Source organism: Pseudomonas gingeri (assembly GCF_013385635.1).
Taxonomy (GTDB): domain Bacteria; phylum Pseudomonadota; class Gammaproteobacteria; order Pseudomonadales; family Pseudomonadaceae; genus Aquipseudomonas; species Aquipseudomonas gingeri_A.
Genome location: NZ_JACAPR010000004.1, coordinates 48,099 through 64,997, shown reverse-complemented (window position 1 = coordinate 64,997; position 16,899 = coordinate 48,099). Strand labels below are relative to the sequence as shown.

15 protein-coding genes and 1 pseudogene are annotated in these 16,899 nt (G+C 63.0%); 4 read left to right on the top strand and 12 right to left on the bottom strand.

The features are described from left to right. The first annotated feature begins 174 nt into the window (after positions 1–174). Positions 175–1,326 carry a M14 family metallopeptidase gene (locus tag HX851_RS03575; RefSeq protein ID WP_177061141.1) on the top strand — a complete coding sequence of 384 codons (1,152 nt, stop codon included), beginning with the start codon at positions 175–177 and terminating at the stop codon, positions 1,324–1,326. 6 nt (positions 1,327–1,332) lie between these two features. On the opposite strand, the gene HX851_RS03570 is transcribed toward HX851_RS03575, so the two are convergent. Next, positions 1,333–2,253 (bottom strand): LysR family transcriptional regulator, encoded by a 921-nt coding sequence (locus HX851_RS03570; RefSeq protein WP_177061139.1) that lies wholly within the window; start codon positions 2,251–2,253, stop codon positions 1,333–1,335. Between the two features lie 159 nt (positions 2,254–2,412). Here HX851_RS03570 and HX851_RS03565 point away from each other — a divergent pair, with 159 nt between their 5' ends. Both HX851_RS03565 and HX851_RS03560 read left to right on the top strand, forming a co-directional pair. After that, on the top strand, positions 2,413–2,853 hold the full coding sequence (locus HX851_RS03565; RefSeq protein WP_177061137.1) for a DoxX family protein: 441 nt from the start codon (positions 2,413–2,415) through the stop codon (positions 2,851–2,853). 231 nt (positions 2,854–3,084) lie between these two features. Continuing rightward, positions 3,085–4,251: an MFS transporter gene (locus tag HX851_RS03560; protein ID WP_177061135.1), complete on the top strand. Its 1,167-nt coding sequence runs from the start codon at positions 3,085–3,087 to the stop codon at positions 4,249–4,251. 152 nt (positions 4,252–4,403) lie between these two features. Here HX851_RS03560 and HX851_RS03555 read toward each other — a convergent pair whose 3' ends face one another. From HX851_RS03555 to HX851_RS03540, 4 genes and pseudogenes are all read right to left on the bottom strand, one after another. Beyond that, a complete protein-coding gene (locus HX851_RS03555) occupies positions 4,404–6,818 on the bottom strand; it encodes a TonB-dependent siderophore receptor (protein WP_177061251.1) in 2,415 nt (804 codons plus the stop codon). A gap of 130 nt (positions 6,819–6,948) precedes the next feature. Continuing rightward, positions 6,949–7,932 carry a FecR family protein gene (locus HX851_RS03550; RefSeq protein WP_177065042.1) on the bottom strand — a complete coding sequence of 328 codons (984 nt, stop codon included), beginning with the start codon at positions 7,930–7,932 and terminating at the stop codon, positions 6,949–6,951. A gap of 40 nt (positions 7,933–7,972) precedes the next feature. Then, the gene (locus HX851_RS03545) at positions 7,973–8,473 is read right to left on the bottom strand and encodes a sigma-70 family RNA polymerase sigma factor (protein ID WP_177065041.1); all 501 of its coding nucleotides are present in this window, start codon (positions 8,471–8,473) and stop codon (positions 7,973–7,975) included. Positions 8,474–8,668: 195 nt separating this feature from the next. Further along, positions 8,669–8,911: pseudogene (locus HX851_RS03540) on the bottom strand (ATP-binding protein); the annotation flags it as partial. A gap of 227 nt (positions 8,912–9,138) precedes the next feature. Between HX851_RS03540 and HX851_RS03535 the strand changes: the two are divergent. Then, on the top strand, positions 9,139–10,611 hold the full coding sequence (locus tag HX851_RS03535; RefSeq protein WP_177065040.1) for an MFS transporter: 1,473 nt from the start codon (positions 9,139–9,141) through the stop codon (positions 10,609–10,611). 60 nt (positions 10,612–10,671) lie between these two features. Here the strand turns inward: HX851_RS03535 and HX851_RS03530 are convergent, their stop codons facing one another. The 7 genes from HX851_RS03530 to HX851_RS03500 all read right to left on the bottom strand — a co-directional run bounded on the left by HX851_RS03530 (position 10,672) and on the right by HX851_RS03500 (position 16,884). Then, positions 10,672–12,171: an MFS transporter gene (locus tag HX851_RS03530; protein ID WP_177065039.1), complete on the bottom strand. Its 1,500-nt coding sequence runs from the start codon at positions 12,169–12,171 to the stop codon at positions 10,672–10,674. After that, complete coding sequence (locus HX851_RS03525) at positions 12,171–12,323, bottom strand: hypothetical protein (protein ID WP_177065038.1); 153 nt, start codon at positions 12,321–12,323, stop codon at positions 12,171–12,173. The genes HX851_RS03530 and HX851_RS03525 overlap by 1 nt, the downstream gene beginning before the upstream one ends. A 63-nt stretch (positions 12,324–12,386) precedes the next feature. Then, positions 12,387–12,596: a prephenate dehydrogenase dimerization domain-containing protein gene (locus HX851_RS45330; RefSeq protein WP_369680916.1), complete on the bottom strand. Its 210-nt coding sequence runs from the start codon at positions 12,594–12,596 to the stop codon at positions 12,387–12,389. A gap of 400 nt (positions 12,597–12,996) precedes the next feature. Then, positions 12,997–13,353 (bottom strand): autoinducer binding domain-containing protein, encoded by a 357-nt coding sequence (locus HX851_RS03515; RefSeq protein ID WP_177065037.1) that lies wholly within the window; start codon positions 13,351–13,353, stop codon positions 12,997–12,999. A gap of 326 nt (positions 13,354–13,679) precedes the next feature. After that, positions 13,680–14,618: a hypothetical protein gene (locus HX851_RS03510; RefSeq protein ID WP_177065036.1), complete on the bottom strand. Its 939-nt coding sequence runs from the start codon at positions 14,616–14,618 to the stop codon at positions 13,680–13,682. Further along, on the bottom strand, positions 14,615–15,556 hold the full coding sequence (locus HX851_RS03505) for a glycosyltransferase family protein (protein ID WP_177065035.1): 942 nt from the start codon (positions 15,554–15,556) through the stop codon (positions 14,615–14,617). Before HX851_RS03505 ends, HX851_RS03510 begins: the two co-directional genes overlap by 4 nt. 8 nt (positions 15,557–15,564) lie before the next feature. Next, on the bottom strand, positions 15,565–16,884 hold the full coding sequence (locus HX851_RS03500; protein ID WP_177065034.1) for a sigma-54 interaction domain-containing protein: 1,320 nt from the start codon (positions 16,882–16,884) through the stop codon (positions 15,565–15,567). Positions 16,885–16,899 lie beyond the last annotated feature (15 nt).

Genomic DNA, 16,899 nt, shown 5'->3' with positions numbered 1-16,899 from the left:
GTAGGAGAACGGAAAAACCATGGAAGTACTTGAGAATCAATATCACAAACACTAAGCTGGCGCGGCGTCAGGGACGACGCCCCCTTCCCCGCTCAGGACCTCCTGCGTCTCGGCCAAAGACCGCCCGCCGTGTACAGTAGTAACCACAAGACATCATATTCAGGTACACAGACTATGACCGTGGTTCTGCCCTCACTCAAAATCAGCAGCGACTTCGACAGCGGCAATATCCAGGTACTGGATGCCAGCAACCCGCAGCACCTGCTGCTGGCCATCGAGCCAGACACCCGCAGCCATCATTTCCAGTGGTTCCATTTCAAGGTCGAAGGCCTGCAACCGGGACAGACCTATAACTTTGAACTGAGCAATGCCAGCCAGTCCTCGTACAACAAGGCCTGGACCGGCTACCGCGCCGCCGCGTCCCACGATCATCATGACTGGTTCCGCACCGACACCCGCTTCGACGGCGAAAGCCTGCATATCCAGTTCCAGGCCGAACAACCCCAGGCCTGGTTCGCCTACTTCGAACCCTACAGCCGCGAGCGGCATGACTGGCTGATCGAACAGGCCCTGAGCCATGCCGGTACCGAACTGCTGGCCACCGGCAAAAGCGCCGAGGGCCGGGATATCCCGCTGCTGCGCAAAGGCAACGGCGCGCCAGGCCAACGCAAGGTCTGGATCATTGCCCAGCAGCATCCGGGCGAGCATATGGCCGAGTGGTTCATGGAGGGTGTGATCGAGCGCCTGCAGCAGCAGGACGACCCGCAGTTGCAGGCCCTGCTGGCCGTCGCCGACCTGTACCTGGTACCCAACATGAACCCCGACGGGGCGTTCCATGGCCACCTGCGCACCAACGCCATGGGCCAGGACCTGAACCGTGCCTGGCAGAGCGCCAGCCAGGAGATCAGTCCGGAAGTGTTCTTTGTCCAGCAGCAGATGGCCCAGTATGGTGTCGACCTGTTCCTCGATATCCATGGCGATGAAGAAATCCCCTATGTGTTCACCGCCGGCGGCGAAGGCAACCCGGGCTACACCCCGCGTATCGCCGACCTGGAACACCATTTCCGCAGTCACCTCAGCGCCCTGACCCGAGACTTCCAGACCACCCACGGCTACACCCGCGACCTGCCCGGCGAAGCCAATATGACCCTGGCCTGCAACAGCGTCGGCCAGCAGTACGACTGCCTGTCGCTGACCCTGGAAATGCCCTTCAAAGACAACGATGACGCACCGGATGCGTGCACCGGCTGGTCCGGCAAGCGTTCCGCGCAACTGGGCAAGGACGTGCTGAGCAGCATCGCCGATATCGTCTCCCGCCTGCGCTGAAAGCGTTTACCGGACCGTGCAGCTGGGCGGCGTATCGACTTGCGCCACCAGCCGTGCAATCAACCAGGACGCCGCCGGCCCCGGTGGCGTGTCGGTGCGGTAGATCGCATCGAGACCATAGGGCCCGCCGCGCATATCCGGCAGGTCCAGGCGGACCAGGCGCCCGCTGGCCAGGTCCTCGGCGACCATCGGCGCGGGCATGTTGCCCCAACCCACGCCTTCGCGCAGCAGCATCAGTTTCGAGCCCAGGTCCGCCAGGCGCCAGGTGCGGGTGCCGAGCACGCCGAACTCCTGGTTGCGGGTCAGGGTCGAGCGGTCCGACAGTACCAGTTGCACATGCTCGCGCCCAGCGCCGGGCAGGTTCAGGCCCCGGGCCAGCGGGTGATCGGGCGAAGCCACGGAAACCAGCGGGACGCTGCCCACCCCGACCCGCTCCAGCCCGGCCATGCCGCGACTGAAGAAACCACTGACACCGACACTCGCCCGTCCTTCCAGCACCAGTTGCGCCACCGCCCCCAGGGCCTCCACATGCAAATGCAGGAGCACCGTGGGAAACTCCGCGCGAAAGCCCTTGAGCACATCCACCAGGCGTGCCGCCGGCAGCATCACATCGACCACCAGGTGGATTTCACCCTCCAACCCCTGCAACAGACCCTTGACCTTGGCCCGCAGGCCATCGATGCCGTTGTAGATGGTCCGCGCCTCGGCCAGCACCGTACGCCCGGCATCGGTCAATTGCGGCTTGCGGGTGGTGGTGCGATCGAACAGTTGCACCCCCAGTTGCAGCTCCAGGTTGGCGATGGTGTAGCTGATCACCGAAGTGGCGCGACTGAGCTTGCGTGCGGCGCCGGCGAAACTGCCGGTTTCGACAACAGTCAGCAGTACCCGCAATTGATCGAGAGTGGGGGTTCCGGGGTTGAGGCTCATGGCAAGGTCTCGGTGGACGGAGGGGCTGGCGTAACGTTCGATAAAATCGAACTTGATACTCGAAATTATTCGACTATTGCGTACGTTACGCCAATGGCAGACTGCTCACCAGTCCGACGCGCCATAGGGGTTGCGCCGCTTTTTCCGAAGGTACTTTCCATGTCTCAAGGCACCACAGCCCATTCCGCCCTCAGCTCGCTGTCCGACAATACCTCGGCGTCCGCTGGTGTTGCCCTGGCCGGGCGGATCCTGCTCAGCGTGATCTTCCTGCTCTCCGGTTTTTCGAAAATCGCCGATCCCGGCGCCATGCTCGGCTACATCGGTTCGGCCGGCCTGCCGTTCCCGCAACTGGCGCTGATCGTGGCGATCGCCGTCGAAATCGGCGGCAGCCTGCTGCTGATCCTCGGCTACCGGACCCGCCTGGTCGCCCTGGTCATGGCCGTGTTCACCGTCGCCACTGCCCTGGCCTTCCACAACCACCTGGCTGACAAGGGCCAGTTCATCAACTTCTTCAAGAATATCGCGATGACCGGTGGCCTGTTGCAAGTGGTGGCCTTCGGCGCCGGCCGTTTCAGCCTGGACGCCCGCCGTCGTGGCTGAGGCCCGGTCCTCCCTGAAACAACACCTGTAGGAGCCGGCTTGCCGATGCGGAACTTGTGGGAGGGGGCTTGCCCCCGAAGCTTTTAAAGTCTGAAGGGCCCCCTCGCCGGCAAGCCGGCTCCTACAGGACTTCGATTGCGTCAGAGGCAACCTTGGCCTCGCCGAGCAAGACATGATGTGCAAGGATGGTGCGCTGCACAGCGTTGTCTGCCGGATTGCCAAGGATGCTTCATGACTGCCCTCACCTCCCCCACCCCGACCAAACACGCCCCGACCAAACCAGGCCGCCTGGAACAGATGTCGACCCGTATCGCCTTCTTTATCGCCGGTTTCGGTGTCGCCGCCTGGGCGCCGCTGGTGCCCTATGCCAAGGCTCGCGCCGGACTCGATGAAGGCACCCTCGGCCTGCTGCTGTTGTGCCTGGGTGTCGGTTCGATCATCGCCATGCCCGTGGCCGGGGCCCTGGCCTCGCGTTTCGGCTGCCGGCGGGTGCTGACCGTCGGCACCTTGCTGATCTGCCTCGCCTTGCCACTGCTGGCCACTGTCAGTTCCTTGCCCCTGCTGGTGGCCGCGCTGTTTCTGTTCGGCGCCGGACTCGGCTCGGTGGACTCCACCGTCAACCTGCAGGCGGTGATCGTCGAACGGGCCAGCGGCAAGACCATGATGTCGGGCTTCCACGGTTTGTTCAGCCTTGGCGGGATTGCCGGCGCGGCCGGGGTCAGCGCCCTGCTCGGCCTCGGCCTGTCGCCGCTGGCGGCGATCGGCGTGGTGATCGTGTTCCTGATCCTGGCCCTGCTCAAGGCCGCGCCGCACCTGTTGCCCTATGGCAGCGCAAGCGCCGGCCCGGCCTTTGCCGTGCCCCACGGCGTGGTGCTGTTTATCGGCCTGCTGTGTTTTGTGGTGTTTCTCGCCGAAGGCGCGATGCTCGACTGGAGCGCGGTGTTCCTCAGCGCCGAACGCCAGGTGCCGGATGCCTATGCGGGCCTCGGCTACGCCGCCTTTGCCCTGACCATGACCCTCGGTCGCCTGACCGGCGACGCCATTGTCCGGCGCCTGGGGGCGAAACCGGTGATCGTGATCGGCGGTATCACCGCCGCGGTCGGCCTGGCGCTGTCCACCCTGGCACCGGCCTGGGAAGCGGCATTGCTCGGCTACGCCCTGGTGGGCGCGGGCTGTTCGAATATCGTGCCGGTGCTGTACACCGCCGTGGGGAAACAGAAAGTCATGCCGGAAAGCATCGCCATACCGGCGATTACCACCCTGGGTTATGCGGGGATTCTCGCGGGACCGGCGGCGATCGGTTTTATCGCCCATGCCAGTAGCTTGAGCCTGGCGTTTTTGCTGATCGCGCTGATGCTGGTAGGCGTGGCGATCGGTGGGAAAATCCTGCGGGTCTGACTCAACGCAATGTTCTATAGGTACCGGCTTGTGCAGGAGCGGTGCTTGCCCGCGAAGAGGCCCGTAAGGCCACCAAAAGCTTCGGGGGCGAGCCCCCTCCCACAAGGCCCGCATCGGCAAGCCGGCGCCTACAGAGGTCAGGGAGGGTTCTATCAGAACCCTACACTGGCCTGCACGAAGAAAGTCCGTGGTTCACCCACGTAGATCCCCGAGTTGTTATCGCTCGACCGGGTGAAGTAGCGCTGGTCGAACATGTTGCGCACCCCGGCCCCCAGCTTCAGGTTCGACAACTGCGCGCCGAAGTCATAGGCACCGCGCGCATCCCAGGTCATGTAGCCGGGAATGTTGCCGTACTGGCCGTCGGCGGTCGGTTCGGTGATGTAGTTGCCGTTGAAACTGCCGTCGGCGTTGGTCCCGGTACCCGGCGCACGCTGGGCGGACTGGGCGAAACCGTCGAGGTTGTAGGTCCAGCGGTTGACTGCATAACGCAGGCCGACATTCAGCACCTGGCGGGAATACAGCGGCAGGTCACGGTTCTTGAAGCCAGGGATATCGCCCTGGGAAGTGGCCTTGGTGTAGGTGTAGCCGGCGCTCGCGCTCAGGCCGTCGAGCACCGGGTTCAGTGCCGACAGGTCGTAGTGCACGGACGTCTCGATACCCTGGTGCTTGGTCGCGCCGAGGTTGGTCCAGCCCACATCGTTGCTGACGTACTGCAGCTCGTCGGCGAAGTCGATGTAGAACAGGGTCATCTCGCCGCCCCAGGTGCCGTTGTCATACCGCGTGCCCAGCTCGTAGGTCTTGGCCTTCTCCGGTTGCAGGCCGTTGGCGGTGCTGTTGCCGTTGCCGCCTTGTGCCACCTGGAAGTACTGCAGGCTGCCGAAGGAAGTCTCGTAGTTGGCGAACAGTTTCCAGGCATCGGAGATGTGGTACATGACGCTCAGGGCCGGCAGCGGCTCGTTGCTGTTGACGCTGCGATTCTTCTCCTGGACCGGCACGCCATTGGTGCCCAGCACCGGACGCTCATGCCAGTCGGTGTTGATGCGCTCGAAGCGGATGCCCGGGGTAATGGTCCACTTGCCCACATCGATCTTGTCGTCGATGTAGAAGGAATTGGCCTCGGTGCCACCGGTACGGTCCTGGAAGATATGGCCGTCGGACGTCGGGGTAATGGTCGGAATGTTATTGACCAGCGCCACTCGGCTGGACGACTCGTGCATCGCTTCACGCAGGTAGCGATAACCGACGCTGACTTCCTGGCTGGTGTCGCCCAGTTCGAACACCCGCGATGCACGCGGCTCGACACCCAGCGTGTAGTAGCTGCGCGGGAAGGAACTGAGGGTCTTCTGGTCGCGGGCGGCAATGTTGCTGCCACGGAAGCTGTCGGTGTAGTAGGTCAGCACTTCGACCTGGGTCTGGTCATCCACCTGCCGCTTGTACTTGAAGGAAATGTCCTTGCGGCGGCCAGTGAAGTTGTCGTAGTCACGGACCGACTGATACGGGTTGTCCTTGTACTGCTGCTGGGTCAGGCCGCCCGGCATGTCCGCATTGGCATCGTAGTAATGCAGGTTGAGGGAGAAGTCGTCGACATCGGTCGGAGCCCAATGGGTCTTGAGCAGGACATCATTGATGTCGTTGCCGTTGTTGCTTTCGCGGTAGCCCTCGCCCTTGACCCCGGAGTACAGCAGCGCCGCGCCGAAACCGTTGTCGGCGGTGCCGCCGAGGAACGCCGTATCGAGGTGCTTCACGCCACCATAACGCGAGGTTTCCACGGTGCTGCCGATTTCACCGGAGAACTTCTGCGGAATGGCCCGGGTCACGAAGTTGATCACGCCGCCGACGTTCTGCGGTCCATAACGCACGGAGCCGGCACCGCGTACCACGTCGATGCTGTCCAGGTTACCCACCGATACCGGGGCCATCGACAATTGCGGCTGACCGTAAGGGGCGAAAGCCGCCGGCACGCCATCGATCAGCACGGTGGAACGTGGCGACAGGCGGGACGTCAGGCCGCGCACACCGACGTTGAGGGAAATATCGCTGCCGCCGGTGCCGTTGTTTTCCTGCACCTGCACGCCGGGAACGGTACGCAGCGCGTCCCTGACGTTCATCGCGCCCTGCTCGACCATCGCTTCACGACGCACCACGGTCCGCGCGCCCGGGTGGTTCTGCACGATCGCCTGGTCAGCGTCGCCAAGCCAGTCACCGACCACCTTGACGTCCAGCGGGGCCAGCTCCAGCGAGCCGGCAGCCGCCGGAGCGGCCGGACGCAGGGTCACCGAACCGTCCTGGAGGTCATAGTCCAGGCCGCTGCCGCGCAGCAGCACGTTCAGCGCTTCTTCCGGAGACAGGTTGCCGTCCACCGCCGGGGCCTGCTTGCCGGCCACCAGTTGCGGGCTGAAGAAGACTTGCAGGGAGGTCTGCTGACCCAACTGGCTCAAGGCCGACGCCAGGGGCTGGGCCTGAATATGAATGGCCGTATCGGCCTGGGCCGCCTGGCTCAGGGGGACAACGGCACTGACCGCCAGCGCCAGGGCAAAGGCCTGGGAGCTGGGCAGTGCGTTGCGGATCGCCTGGTAAAGCGCGTTGGGCTTGTTGTTCACGTCTGACCTAGTCCTGTTGTTCGCAAATGAATGCGGCTGTTAATGCAAACCAGTTGCAGTTGGACAAGAAGACGAAGAACTCGAAAAAAACCTGAATCTATTTTGCAATTATTTCCTGGATACCGTCGGCACGGCTCCTGACCGCCACCGGCAGGATGCTCGGCAGGGCCTTGAGCAGGGCGTCGGTATCGTTGACCTTGAACACGCTGGTCAGGCGCAGATTGCCGACGGCCGGGGTGGCAACGCTCAACGGTTTGTCCCGGTAACGCGAGACCTCGGCCACCACATCGGCCAGGCTGGCGTTGTTGAAAATCAGCTTGCCGCTGCGCCAGGCCGTCAGTTCCTCGGGATTGACCGCCTGCGCCGCCGCGACCCGGCCCTGGGCATCGACCCGCGTACCGAGGCCGGCCGTCAGGGCGACAAATTCATCGTCGCGGGCATCGCGGCCCTGGACCTTGACCGTCCCCGCCTCCACCACCACGCGGGTCTGCGTCGGATCGCGGCGCACGTCGAAACGCGTCCCGGTGACCGTCACCTTGCCGACTCCGGCCTGCACCACGAACGGCCGGCTGGTGTCATGCTCGACGCTGAACATCGCCTCACCCTCCTCCAGTTCGACATTGCGCCGATCGGGTTCATAACTCACGCGCACCCGGCTGCGACTGTTGAGGTCGATGATCGAGCCATCGGGCAAGGCGACATGCCGGCGCTCGCCGAGCACCGTGGCGAAGGTCGCGCTGTAGGGCGCGGGATGATTCAGGCCGCTGAACAGGCCCAGCCCCAGGGCGACCGCCATCACCCCGGCGGCGACCGCATAGCGCAGCAGCGTCCGGCGCCCGGCCCGCGTCGGCGATACGTCACAGAGCGCCTGCAGGCGCGCCTGGGGCACCAGGTCGGTGGCGCTCCAGAGACCCTGGAGCACGTCGAACTCGTCCTGATGCAGCGGATGCTCCTTGCGCCAGGCGTCGAACTCGGCCTGTTGCGCGGCGCTCAACGGCGCCTCCTGCACCCGTACGAACCAGGTGGCGGCCTCATCGCGAACCGTGGCTGGATTGCGCGTGCAATCACGGATATCCATCATGGAAAGTCCTGTCCGGGTGGAGTTTGCATCGCCTTGTCCTTCATTGATCCGGTCCATCCAGGCGATCGCGCAGATGCCGCAGGGTGCGGATCATATACTTCTCCACCATATTCTTGGACAGTCCGAGGCGTTCGGCGATCTCCGCCTGGGTCAAACCCTCGATCTTCTGCCAGACAAACGCCTTGCGACAGTTGACGGGCAGCTCGCCCAGGGCCCGCTCGATGGAGTCGGCAAGCTGGATGGCGTGCATGAAATGCTCCGGGTCGCCGGTGGGCGGCGCGCTGTGATGAATCGCTTCCAGTTCCAGGGCACCGCGCCGGTCTTCGCGGCGATAGGCGTCCACCGCGATATTGCGCGCGGTCTGGTGCAGATAGGCCCGCGGCTGTTCGACGGCACTGGCACTGCTTTCCAGCACCCGTACAAAGGTATCGTGGGCCAGGTCCTCGGCTTGCTGACGGTTTCTCAGCCGGCGGGTCCAGGTACCGATCAACTCTTCGTAATGCTCGAAAAAACCGGGTCTGCGGGGTGGCTGGAGATTCATGGCGATGGGCTATGAAGGCGGGGCGTGAATAGTAATGCTTCCTATTAATAGCCGCAATTCATTCCGCGAAACCACGATGACGGGTCGCCGCCCGACCATCGGCACGCTCATGAGAGCGCTTGATGACAACGGCTTCAACCGGATGGGCCCGTACCATGATGAAGGACATCCATAGCTACTCCATGATCAGGCACACGCCTCGCACACGGCCTCGGTAAACGCGGCGCCGATCAGGCTTTGCAACGGCTGGCCAATCAGCGTCTGCGGCGCACGAGCGAGCAGGGTTTCAACGTTGGCGCTGATCTGCACGATTTCCAGCGCCGGCTCGCTCAGGGTCAACAATAGGCCGTGGGGCTGGATGGCGCCGGGAAAACGGATCGGTTCGTCGGCACAGTTGGCCAGCAACTCTTCAAACGCTTCCTTGTCCTGAGGGGTCATGCCAGTACCTCCCGGCTTTGAATAAGATCAACCTATCACGATGAATATCGATACTGACTTGATGGTTAGTTTTCCCTTTCGGCGAAATGTTCCAACCTCATGCGATGAGTGACGCTCGCAGGCAAGAAAACCTGAACTGACATGTCAGGCAAAAGCGAGATTTTTGAACTCCTTTACCTACGTACAGCTCCATCGCTAAGAGACGCCGTCAGCGAACAGGAGTGACCATGACGACCCAGGCCCTGCAACATGCCGCCGACGCCCTAGCGGACGAACGCTGCTACAGCACGGACATTCCCGCTCGCCTCGACCGCCTGCCGTGGACCCGTTTTCACACCCTGCTGGTGCTGGCGCTGGGCATCACCTGGTTGCTCGACGGCCTCGAAGTGACACTCGCAGGCGCCGTATCCGGAGCGCTCAAGGACAGCCCGGTCCTGGCCATGAGCAACACCGAGATCGGGCTGGCCGGCGCCACCTATATCGCCGGCGCGGTGCTGGGCGCGTTGTTCTTCGGCTGGCTGACCGATCGCCTGGGCCGGCGCAAGCTGTTTTTCATCACCCTGTTCCTGTACATCGGCGCCACGGCGGCCACGGCCTTTTCCTGGAGCCTGTGGAGCTTCCTGTTGTTCCGCTTCCTCACTGGCGCGGGTATCGGCGGCGAATACACAGCCATCAACTCCACCATCCAGGAGTTCACCCCGGCCCGCTATCGCGGTTGGGTCGACCTGACCATCAACGGTACCTTCTGGATCGGCGCCGCCCTGGGCGCGGTGGGCTCGGTGATCCTGCTCGACCCGGACGTGGCCGGCGGCGAACTGGGCTGGCGGCTGTGCTTCGGCATTGGCGCGGTGCTCGGGCTGATCATCATGCTGCTGCGCCTGTGGGTCCCGGAGAGCCCGCGCTGGCTGATGATCCACAACCACCCGGAAGAAGCGGAACGCATCGTCGCCGAGATCGAACGCCATTACCACGAACGCGGCATCGAGATACCCGCGATGCAGGAGCCGCCCCTACGTTTGCGGGCCCGCGACCATACGCCACTGCGGGAGGTGTTCCACAGCCTGTTCGTCGATCACCGCCGTAGGGCGATGGTCGGGCTGACCCTGCTCACCGCCCAGGCATTTTTCTACAACGCCATCTTCTTCACCTATGCGCTGGTGCTGACTAATTTCTATGACGTGCCTTCCGCGCATATCGGCTGGTACCTGCTGCCCTTCGCCCTCGGCAACTTCTGCGGGCCGCTGCTGCTGGGCCGCCTGTTCGACGTGATTGGCCGGCGCATCATGATCAGCAGCACCTACCTGATTTCCGGCGTGCTGCTCTGTTTCAGCGGCTATCTGTTCCAGCAGCAGATGATCGACGCCACCCAGCAAACCATCGCCTGGGTGGTGATTTTCTTCTTCGCCTCCGCGGCGGCCAGCTCGGCCTACCTCACCGTGGCCGAAACCTTCCCGCTGGAGATCCGCGCCCTGGCCATCGCCGTGTTCTACGCCTTCGGCACCGGCCTGGGCGGCCTGATCGGCCCGACCCTGTTCGGCGCCCTGATCGAAACCGGCGAGCGTACCAATGTGCTCTACGGCTACCTGATCGGCGCAGCACTGATGATTGCCGCGGCGGTGATCCAGGCGATCTGGGGCGTGGCGGCGGAACGGCGCTCGCTGGAGCATGTGGCCAGGCCGTTGTCGCAGGTGAGTGATTGAGCTGACGGGGTATTACCGCAGAAGCGGCAATACCCCGTCTTGAGACATTGCTGGCGGTTTCTATCTGCGCAGGTAGCGGTAGGTCAGCAGTGCAAACAGCACGGTTGCCCCCGCCACCATGCCACTGGAAATAGCAACGCTCTCTCGAAATGCCGCATTGACAGCCTCCAACAACCCCACGGTCGCAGCGTCGGACCGGGTTTGGCTGATGGCATGCGCGCCGCCCAGCGTTTGCGCTGCTTTCACAACCTCTTCGGACACCCCCTCCGGCAAGGCCAGCGACAAACGATAGAGGGCCGCCACTGCCCCTCCGATCAAGGTGGTCCCCAGCACCACGCCAACCTCATAGGCCGTTTCGCTGACTGACGAAGCGCTGCCCGCGCTCTCGGCGGGCACCGAGCACAGCACCAGATCGTTGGATACGCTGGTGATGGCTGCCACGCTGACATTCAACAATATGAACGCTACGCACACCGTCAGCATCGTCGCCGGGAACAGAGCCATCACCGTAAAGGCCGCTGCCGCAACCAGCAGGCAGCCGCTGATGACCCGGTTCGGCGCGACCCGTTGCGCAACCGGCACAATGGCCATGCCGGCGACAATTGCCAACGCCTGGCCGGGTACGAGAATCAGGCTGGCCATCAGCGGCGACATCCCGAACACCAGTTGCAGCAACTGGGTGGCGAAGAAAATGAAACCGATCAGCATTCCCAGGCTCACCAGGTTGACCGTGATCGATACGCTGAATACTGGCCAGGCGAACAGCCTGAGGTCCAGAAGGGGCTGCTCCAGCAGCAACTGGCGGCGCACGAAGAGCACCCCCATCAGCACACCGGCCAACGCCCAGAGCAGCGCCTGGGTATCGGCACCGACCGTCGCCAGATGCTTGAGGGCCAGCATGGTACCGGTCATGGCCCCCAGGCTCAGCAGAATGCTCGGGTAATCGGTCGGCGCCCCTTGCTGCCTTGACGATTCGGTGATCGACGAAGCCAGCAACAGCACCGGCAACAGGAAAGGCAAAGCCACCAGAAATACCGCTTGCCAGTCGAAATACTGCAACAACAAGCCTCCCAGCAGCGGCCCCAATGCCGAACCGATGGTCAGGCAGGTTGCCCAGACCGCCACCGCCAGGCGACGCTCTTCGCGGTCCTCGAAAGCCGTGCGAATCAGGGCCAGGGTTGCCGGCAGGATCATGGCCCCAAAGCAGCCCAGCAACACCCGGCCGGCAATCAAGTGCCAGGCTTGCTGGGAAAAGACCACCAGCACCGAAATGACGGCGAAGCCGCTGCAGCCCAGGCACAGCATCCGGCGATGCCCGACACGATCGCCGGTACTGCCCATGGTGACCAGCAAGCCGGCCAGCACCAGGGAATAAGCGTCGATCATCCACAACTGTTCGGCGGCCGAGGGCGCCAACGCCGTCACGATACGTGGCAGGGCGAAGCTGAGAATGGTGTTATCGATGGTCACCAGCAGCACCGGTAGCATGATGACGAGTAACGCCGCGCCCTTTGAGCGATCCTTGAGGATTGAAACCAGTGGACTTGCTGCTCCCTGCATCAGTCATTTCTCCCCGAAGGACTTAGAACATTGAATAGTGTTTCACAGGTTTTTCCGTATTCATCAACGTAGCCGCCCAGTTGCCGGCGCACCGCGACAATTTCCTCGGCGAAGCGCTCCGGAGTATCGAGCCCGCACAGCTGGTCCAGCATAGCCAGGCTGTCCGACAGTCGATCACGCTGCAACTGACCTGCACTGTTATATTTCTGGATATCCTAGTAAGTGACAGGCGCATTGAGCAGGATCCGCGCCGACAGGCTCAGCAGAGTCCTCATTGGCGGCGGTGCCAGCGCCTGTATCGTTTCCAGGTCGCACTGGCTCCTCGACAATGCAAAAGTAAACGCAAGGATGGCGGCATGGGGCAATGCCTGGCATACAGCCATCGCCTGGTCATGCTCATCCGGCGACAGGCGCCTCACCTGCATGTCCTGTTCGTGCAACAGTGTCTCGAACCAGTCTCCCGCCTTGCTGGCCGTACGCTCACACTGAGTCCGCGACTTGCGAGTTCGAATGCAATGGAGCCACCAATAGCACCGCTACCGACCACAACAACATCGTAGATCATCTTTATCTCCGCAGAAAAACACTTCAAACTTAAACCGAAAGCCGAACTTCAGGCCTGAAAAAACCAGAGCGCAATAATCGACTTGTTATCGATATGCTCTTGCAATGTTTCATCCAGGTTCACCCTGTGAATGAAGTTCAAGAACTGATGAGTGGGAAAACACAATGCAACCAGCTTGTCCTTGCCCCTGCTCAAGGATCCACCCAATCTGCGTAGTTCTACACCATGACGCAGAAAGTAACGCTCCAGCGATTGCGTGGTCACAGCCACCACGTCGCCTCACGGAACAGTTCAGAGCCCAGCAATTCGCTATGCTCTTCCCAGATCACAAGCCCCTGACTACGCGCCTTGATCACCGAGAGGTCAATGGCCCCGTAGCCCTTATCGTTGTAGCGCTCGAGCCATTCCCCGGGATAGGTGCCCACGATATGCGTTTCGGCCTGGTTGAAGGGCACCGGGCGACGATAACCATAGGCAAAACAATCAAAACCCATGAGATGAACTTCATGTTCAATCTGGCGAAACAACTCCTCCGGCCGACTACAATTGGCGAAGCGCGAATTGACGTCGAACCACCACGTCATGAAATCAGCATTTTGCCTCATTGGCATCACCATACTATTCCTTTAGAAATTCAATCTACTCCAGAGTTAAATCTTGAAACAACAACTCGCCCCGGAATAAGTGTTGCAATATTTGAAAACAACCACCTGCTACCGGGAAGCCCAGTTATCCACGTAGTGTTCCGGTCGTACATCAGGGACAAGAGAAAGAATAAACCCACTGGAGGGACTCACCCTGGCCGGCGAGCCCCGTGGACGCGGATCGACCCGACACCACCCCACTCGAGAAGAAGTCACGGTCGCCCGCTAGATTCGCCAGGGACTCGACGCGGAAATGATTCAGTACGGTGTGAGGGTCTGGTTTCTGACCACTACACCCCTCACGAAAACAACCCCAAACTATCATCCGTCGCAATCACCGCCCCCGTCACCGCCGCAGCCGTCACTCCCACCGCCACAGCGGCGGGCACCAACGAATCCGCCGCCGAAGACGACTGCGACGAGCCTGCAGCCCCTGATTCCGTTGGCGCTCTCGATTCGTTCGGCTCGCTACTGAACTCCCGCCGCACCTCATCAACCTCCCGCCTTGCCTCTTCGACCGTATCGATCACCAGCGTGCGCAAGCTCGTGGACATATCCGTTGCCCAGTAGATCAGCAGGTCCAGCGGATTATCGCGCTGCTCCGGCCCCCGCTCGTCCACCGTCGTACGACTCGGGTCGTTGGCGTGGCGGGAGCTGTAATCACGATAATCCCGATCCATGAAATCCGTCCGGTCATCGTTCCTGCGCGCCGCCCGGGCCAGGGTCGCCAGGTGCCGGACCTGTTCCTGCACCTGCGGCGGCAACGGCGTGCCCTGCTGTCGCGCCTGTTGCAGCAATGCCAGCAGCTCGCCGGTCGCCTGGCGCTGGGACTGCAGCCCTTCGCGCTGCGCCGACACCCGGGCGATCTCGTCATTACGCTCGCGCAGGCCGGCATGCTGGAGTTGATCGAGATGGCTGGCCAACCGGGTCTGCAATAACGCCAGGGTATGGGCGTAGTCCTTGCTGGCAAACAGGCCGAGAAATTTGCGCTGGGTGTCGAAGCTTTCCTGCACCTGTAGCGTGACGAAGCCCGGCACCTGCTCGCGCAGCCTGGCCAGGACCACCGAAGACAGCTTGGGCAGCAGGTCGTAGGTCACCTGGCTCAGGTAGGCCTTGCGCTGGCGCGCCAGTTTGCCGAGGGCGCGTTCACTGGCCTCGGCGCGCTGTTCGAGGGTTTCGAGCACATTGCCCAGCTCGGCAATGGCGTCATCCAGGTCCGGGTCGCGCAAATCGTTCATGCAGGATTCTCCTCGATCGCCTGGAGGCCGTCTTCGTGGCGGCTGGCAAAGTAATTGACGAAGTACTGGCGCAGTCCCGGCTTATCCATCCCTGCGGCCCACTCCAGCGGCGCGCCGGGGACGATCTGCAGGTCGGTCCAGGGGTCGAAGCCAAGGTCGGTGATGTCGTGCATGCGCAGGAAGTAGCGGCGGTTCACGGCGTCGCCATGCCACAGGTGGCGAATGCGTCCCGGCACTACGCCGAGGCGACCCTGCACCCGTTGGTGGAAGCGCCGACCCCAGGCCTTGAGGTGGTCGATCTGCCGGGGGTCGTGCTTGAGGGCATTGCGGATGCAGAAGTTGTAGTCGCCGAAGATCGCATGGGCCATGAAGTGGTCGGCGCTGCCGGAGACGGCGCACTCGTAGAGCCCCACTTCATCGAAGATCTCGCGGCGCATCGCCCAGCCGTAGCCGGTGTGGCCATGCAGGTCGTAGCGGCCGGCATCGAGGCTGTCGGGCTGGCGCCGCATCACCGCGGCAAAGGAATGCGCGACGTCGGCCACGGCGCCCTCGACGTTGCCGTGTTCCAGGCGCAGGCAGCTTTCGAAGACCTGCGCCACCGGGTACTCACGCAGCACACGGACCAGGTCGCCGACCCAGGAACGGTTGTCGAAGAGGATGTCGCAGTCGAGCCAGGCGACGTAACGACAATTTCCCGGCAGCCAGGAGGCGGCCAGGTTGAGCAGGCGCTCCTTCTGCCAGAGCAGCGTGCGCGCGCGGACCTGGATCACGTCCAGGCTCGCGGGCAACTCGAAGGGTTCCTCGCCGAACGCGCATTCGACGGTGATGCAGGTCACCCCGGCCCGGCGCATGCCGGCGATAAACAGGTCGTAGTTGTGCCGGCGGCTGCTATAGCCGCAGGGGTTGAAATAGGTGGTGATGACAACGAGTCCGTTCATCTCGACGATTATCTACCAACTCCGAGCGCCTGCAATCGCCGATACAAGGTCCGTTCGCTCATGCCCAGTTCCTTCGCCAGTTCGCTGCGCGAGCCCTCGAACATCTCCAGGGCATGGGCCAGCTGTTCCAGTTCGTTGCGCCCGCGCTGGCGCACCGGCGCCACTCGGGGAATATCGCCGCGCAATTCCGCCGGCAGGTCCTGCACGCGAATCACCCCATCGTCGGTAAACAGCCGCGCCCGCTCCAGCACATTGCGCAGCTCACGGATATTGCCCGGCCAGGCGTACAACGTCAGCGCCCGCAGCGCCTGCGAATCAACGCGTGGCACGGCGCCCGGTGCCAGGCGCTGCAACAGGCTGTCGATCAGCAGCGGCAGGTCGTCGCCACGCTCGCGTAATGCCGGCAGGCGGATCGGGAAGGCGCTGATGCGGTAGAACAGGTCCTGGCGGAAACTGCCCGCCGCGACCATGTCCTTGAGCGGCTTGTGGGTCGCGCAGACCAGGCGGAAGTCCGAATGCACGGTGCGCAGGCTGCCCACCGGACGGAAGCTGCCGGACTCGATCAGGCGCAGCAGCTTGACCTGCATCGCCAGCGGCACTTCGCCGATCTCGTCGAGGAACAGCGTGCCGCCATGGGCCGCCTCGGCAAGGCCGATCTTGCGCTGCAAGGCACCGGTAAAGGCGCCCTTCTCGTAGCCGAACAGTTCGCTCTCCAACAGCGTCTCGGTCAGCCCGGTGCAGTCGACCACCACCAATGGCCCGCCGGCCCGCGGGCTGCCTTCATGCAGGGCCCTGGCGAAAAGCTCCTTGCCGGTGCCCGATTCGCCCTGGAGCAATACCGGGATCGGCGACGGCGCGGCCCGCTGCAGTGCGGTCAAGGCTTCCTTGAACGCCACCGAACGCCCCACCAGCCCCTGGTGCTGGGGCTGCGCCGAGGCCACCGCGACACTGTTCAGGCGCTCGACATAACCGACCACCTCGCCCTGGCGGTCCAGCAGCGGGCGCAACTCCACATCGACATGCTCCGGCCCGCGTGGCGTGTGATGGATATGCAGCACCCGTTCCGGCAGGCGCGTATCAAAGGCCTTACGCATCGGGCAGTGTTCGCCGGCCTGGTCACAGGGCACCGCGAACTGATGGGACACCCGATAACACTTGGCGCCGACATGAGGCCGCCCCTGCACGCCGAACTGGCGCTGGTAGGCGGTGTTGGCCGCGACAATGTTGTACTCGGTGTCGAGGACGATGGTCGGCTGCACATCGTGTTCGAGGTAGGACACCAGTGCCTGCATGTCCGGGTGGGAAAGATTGGTGGCAAGGATGTTCATGGCGACTCCCGGGCG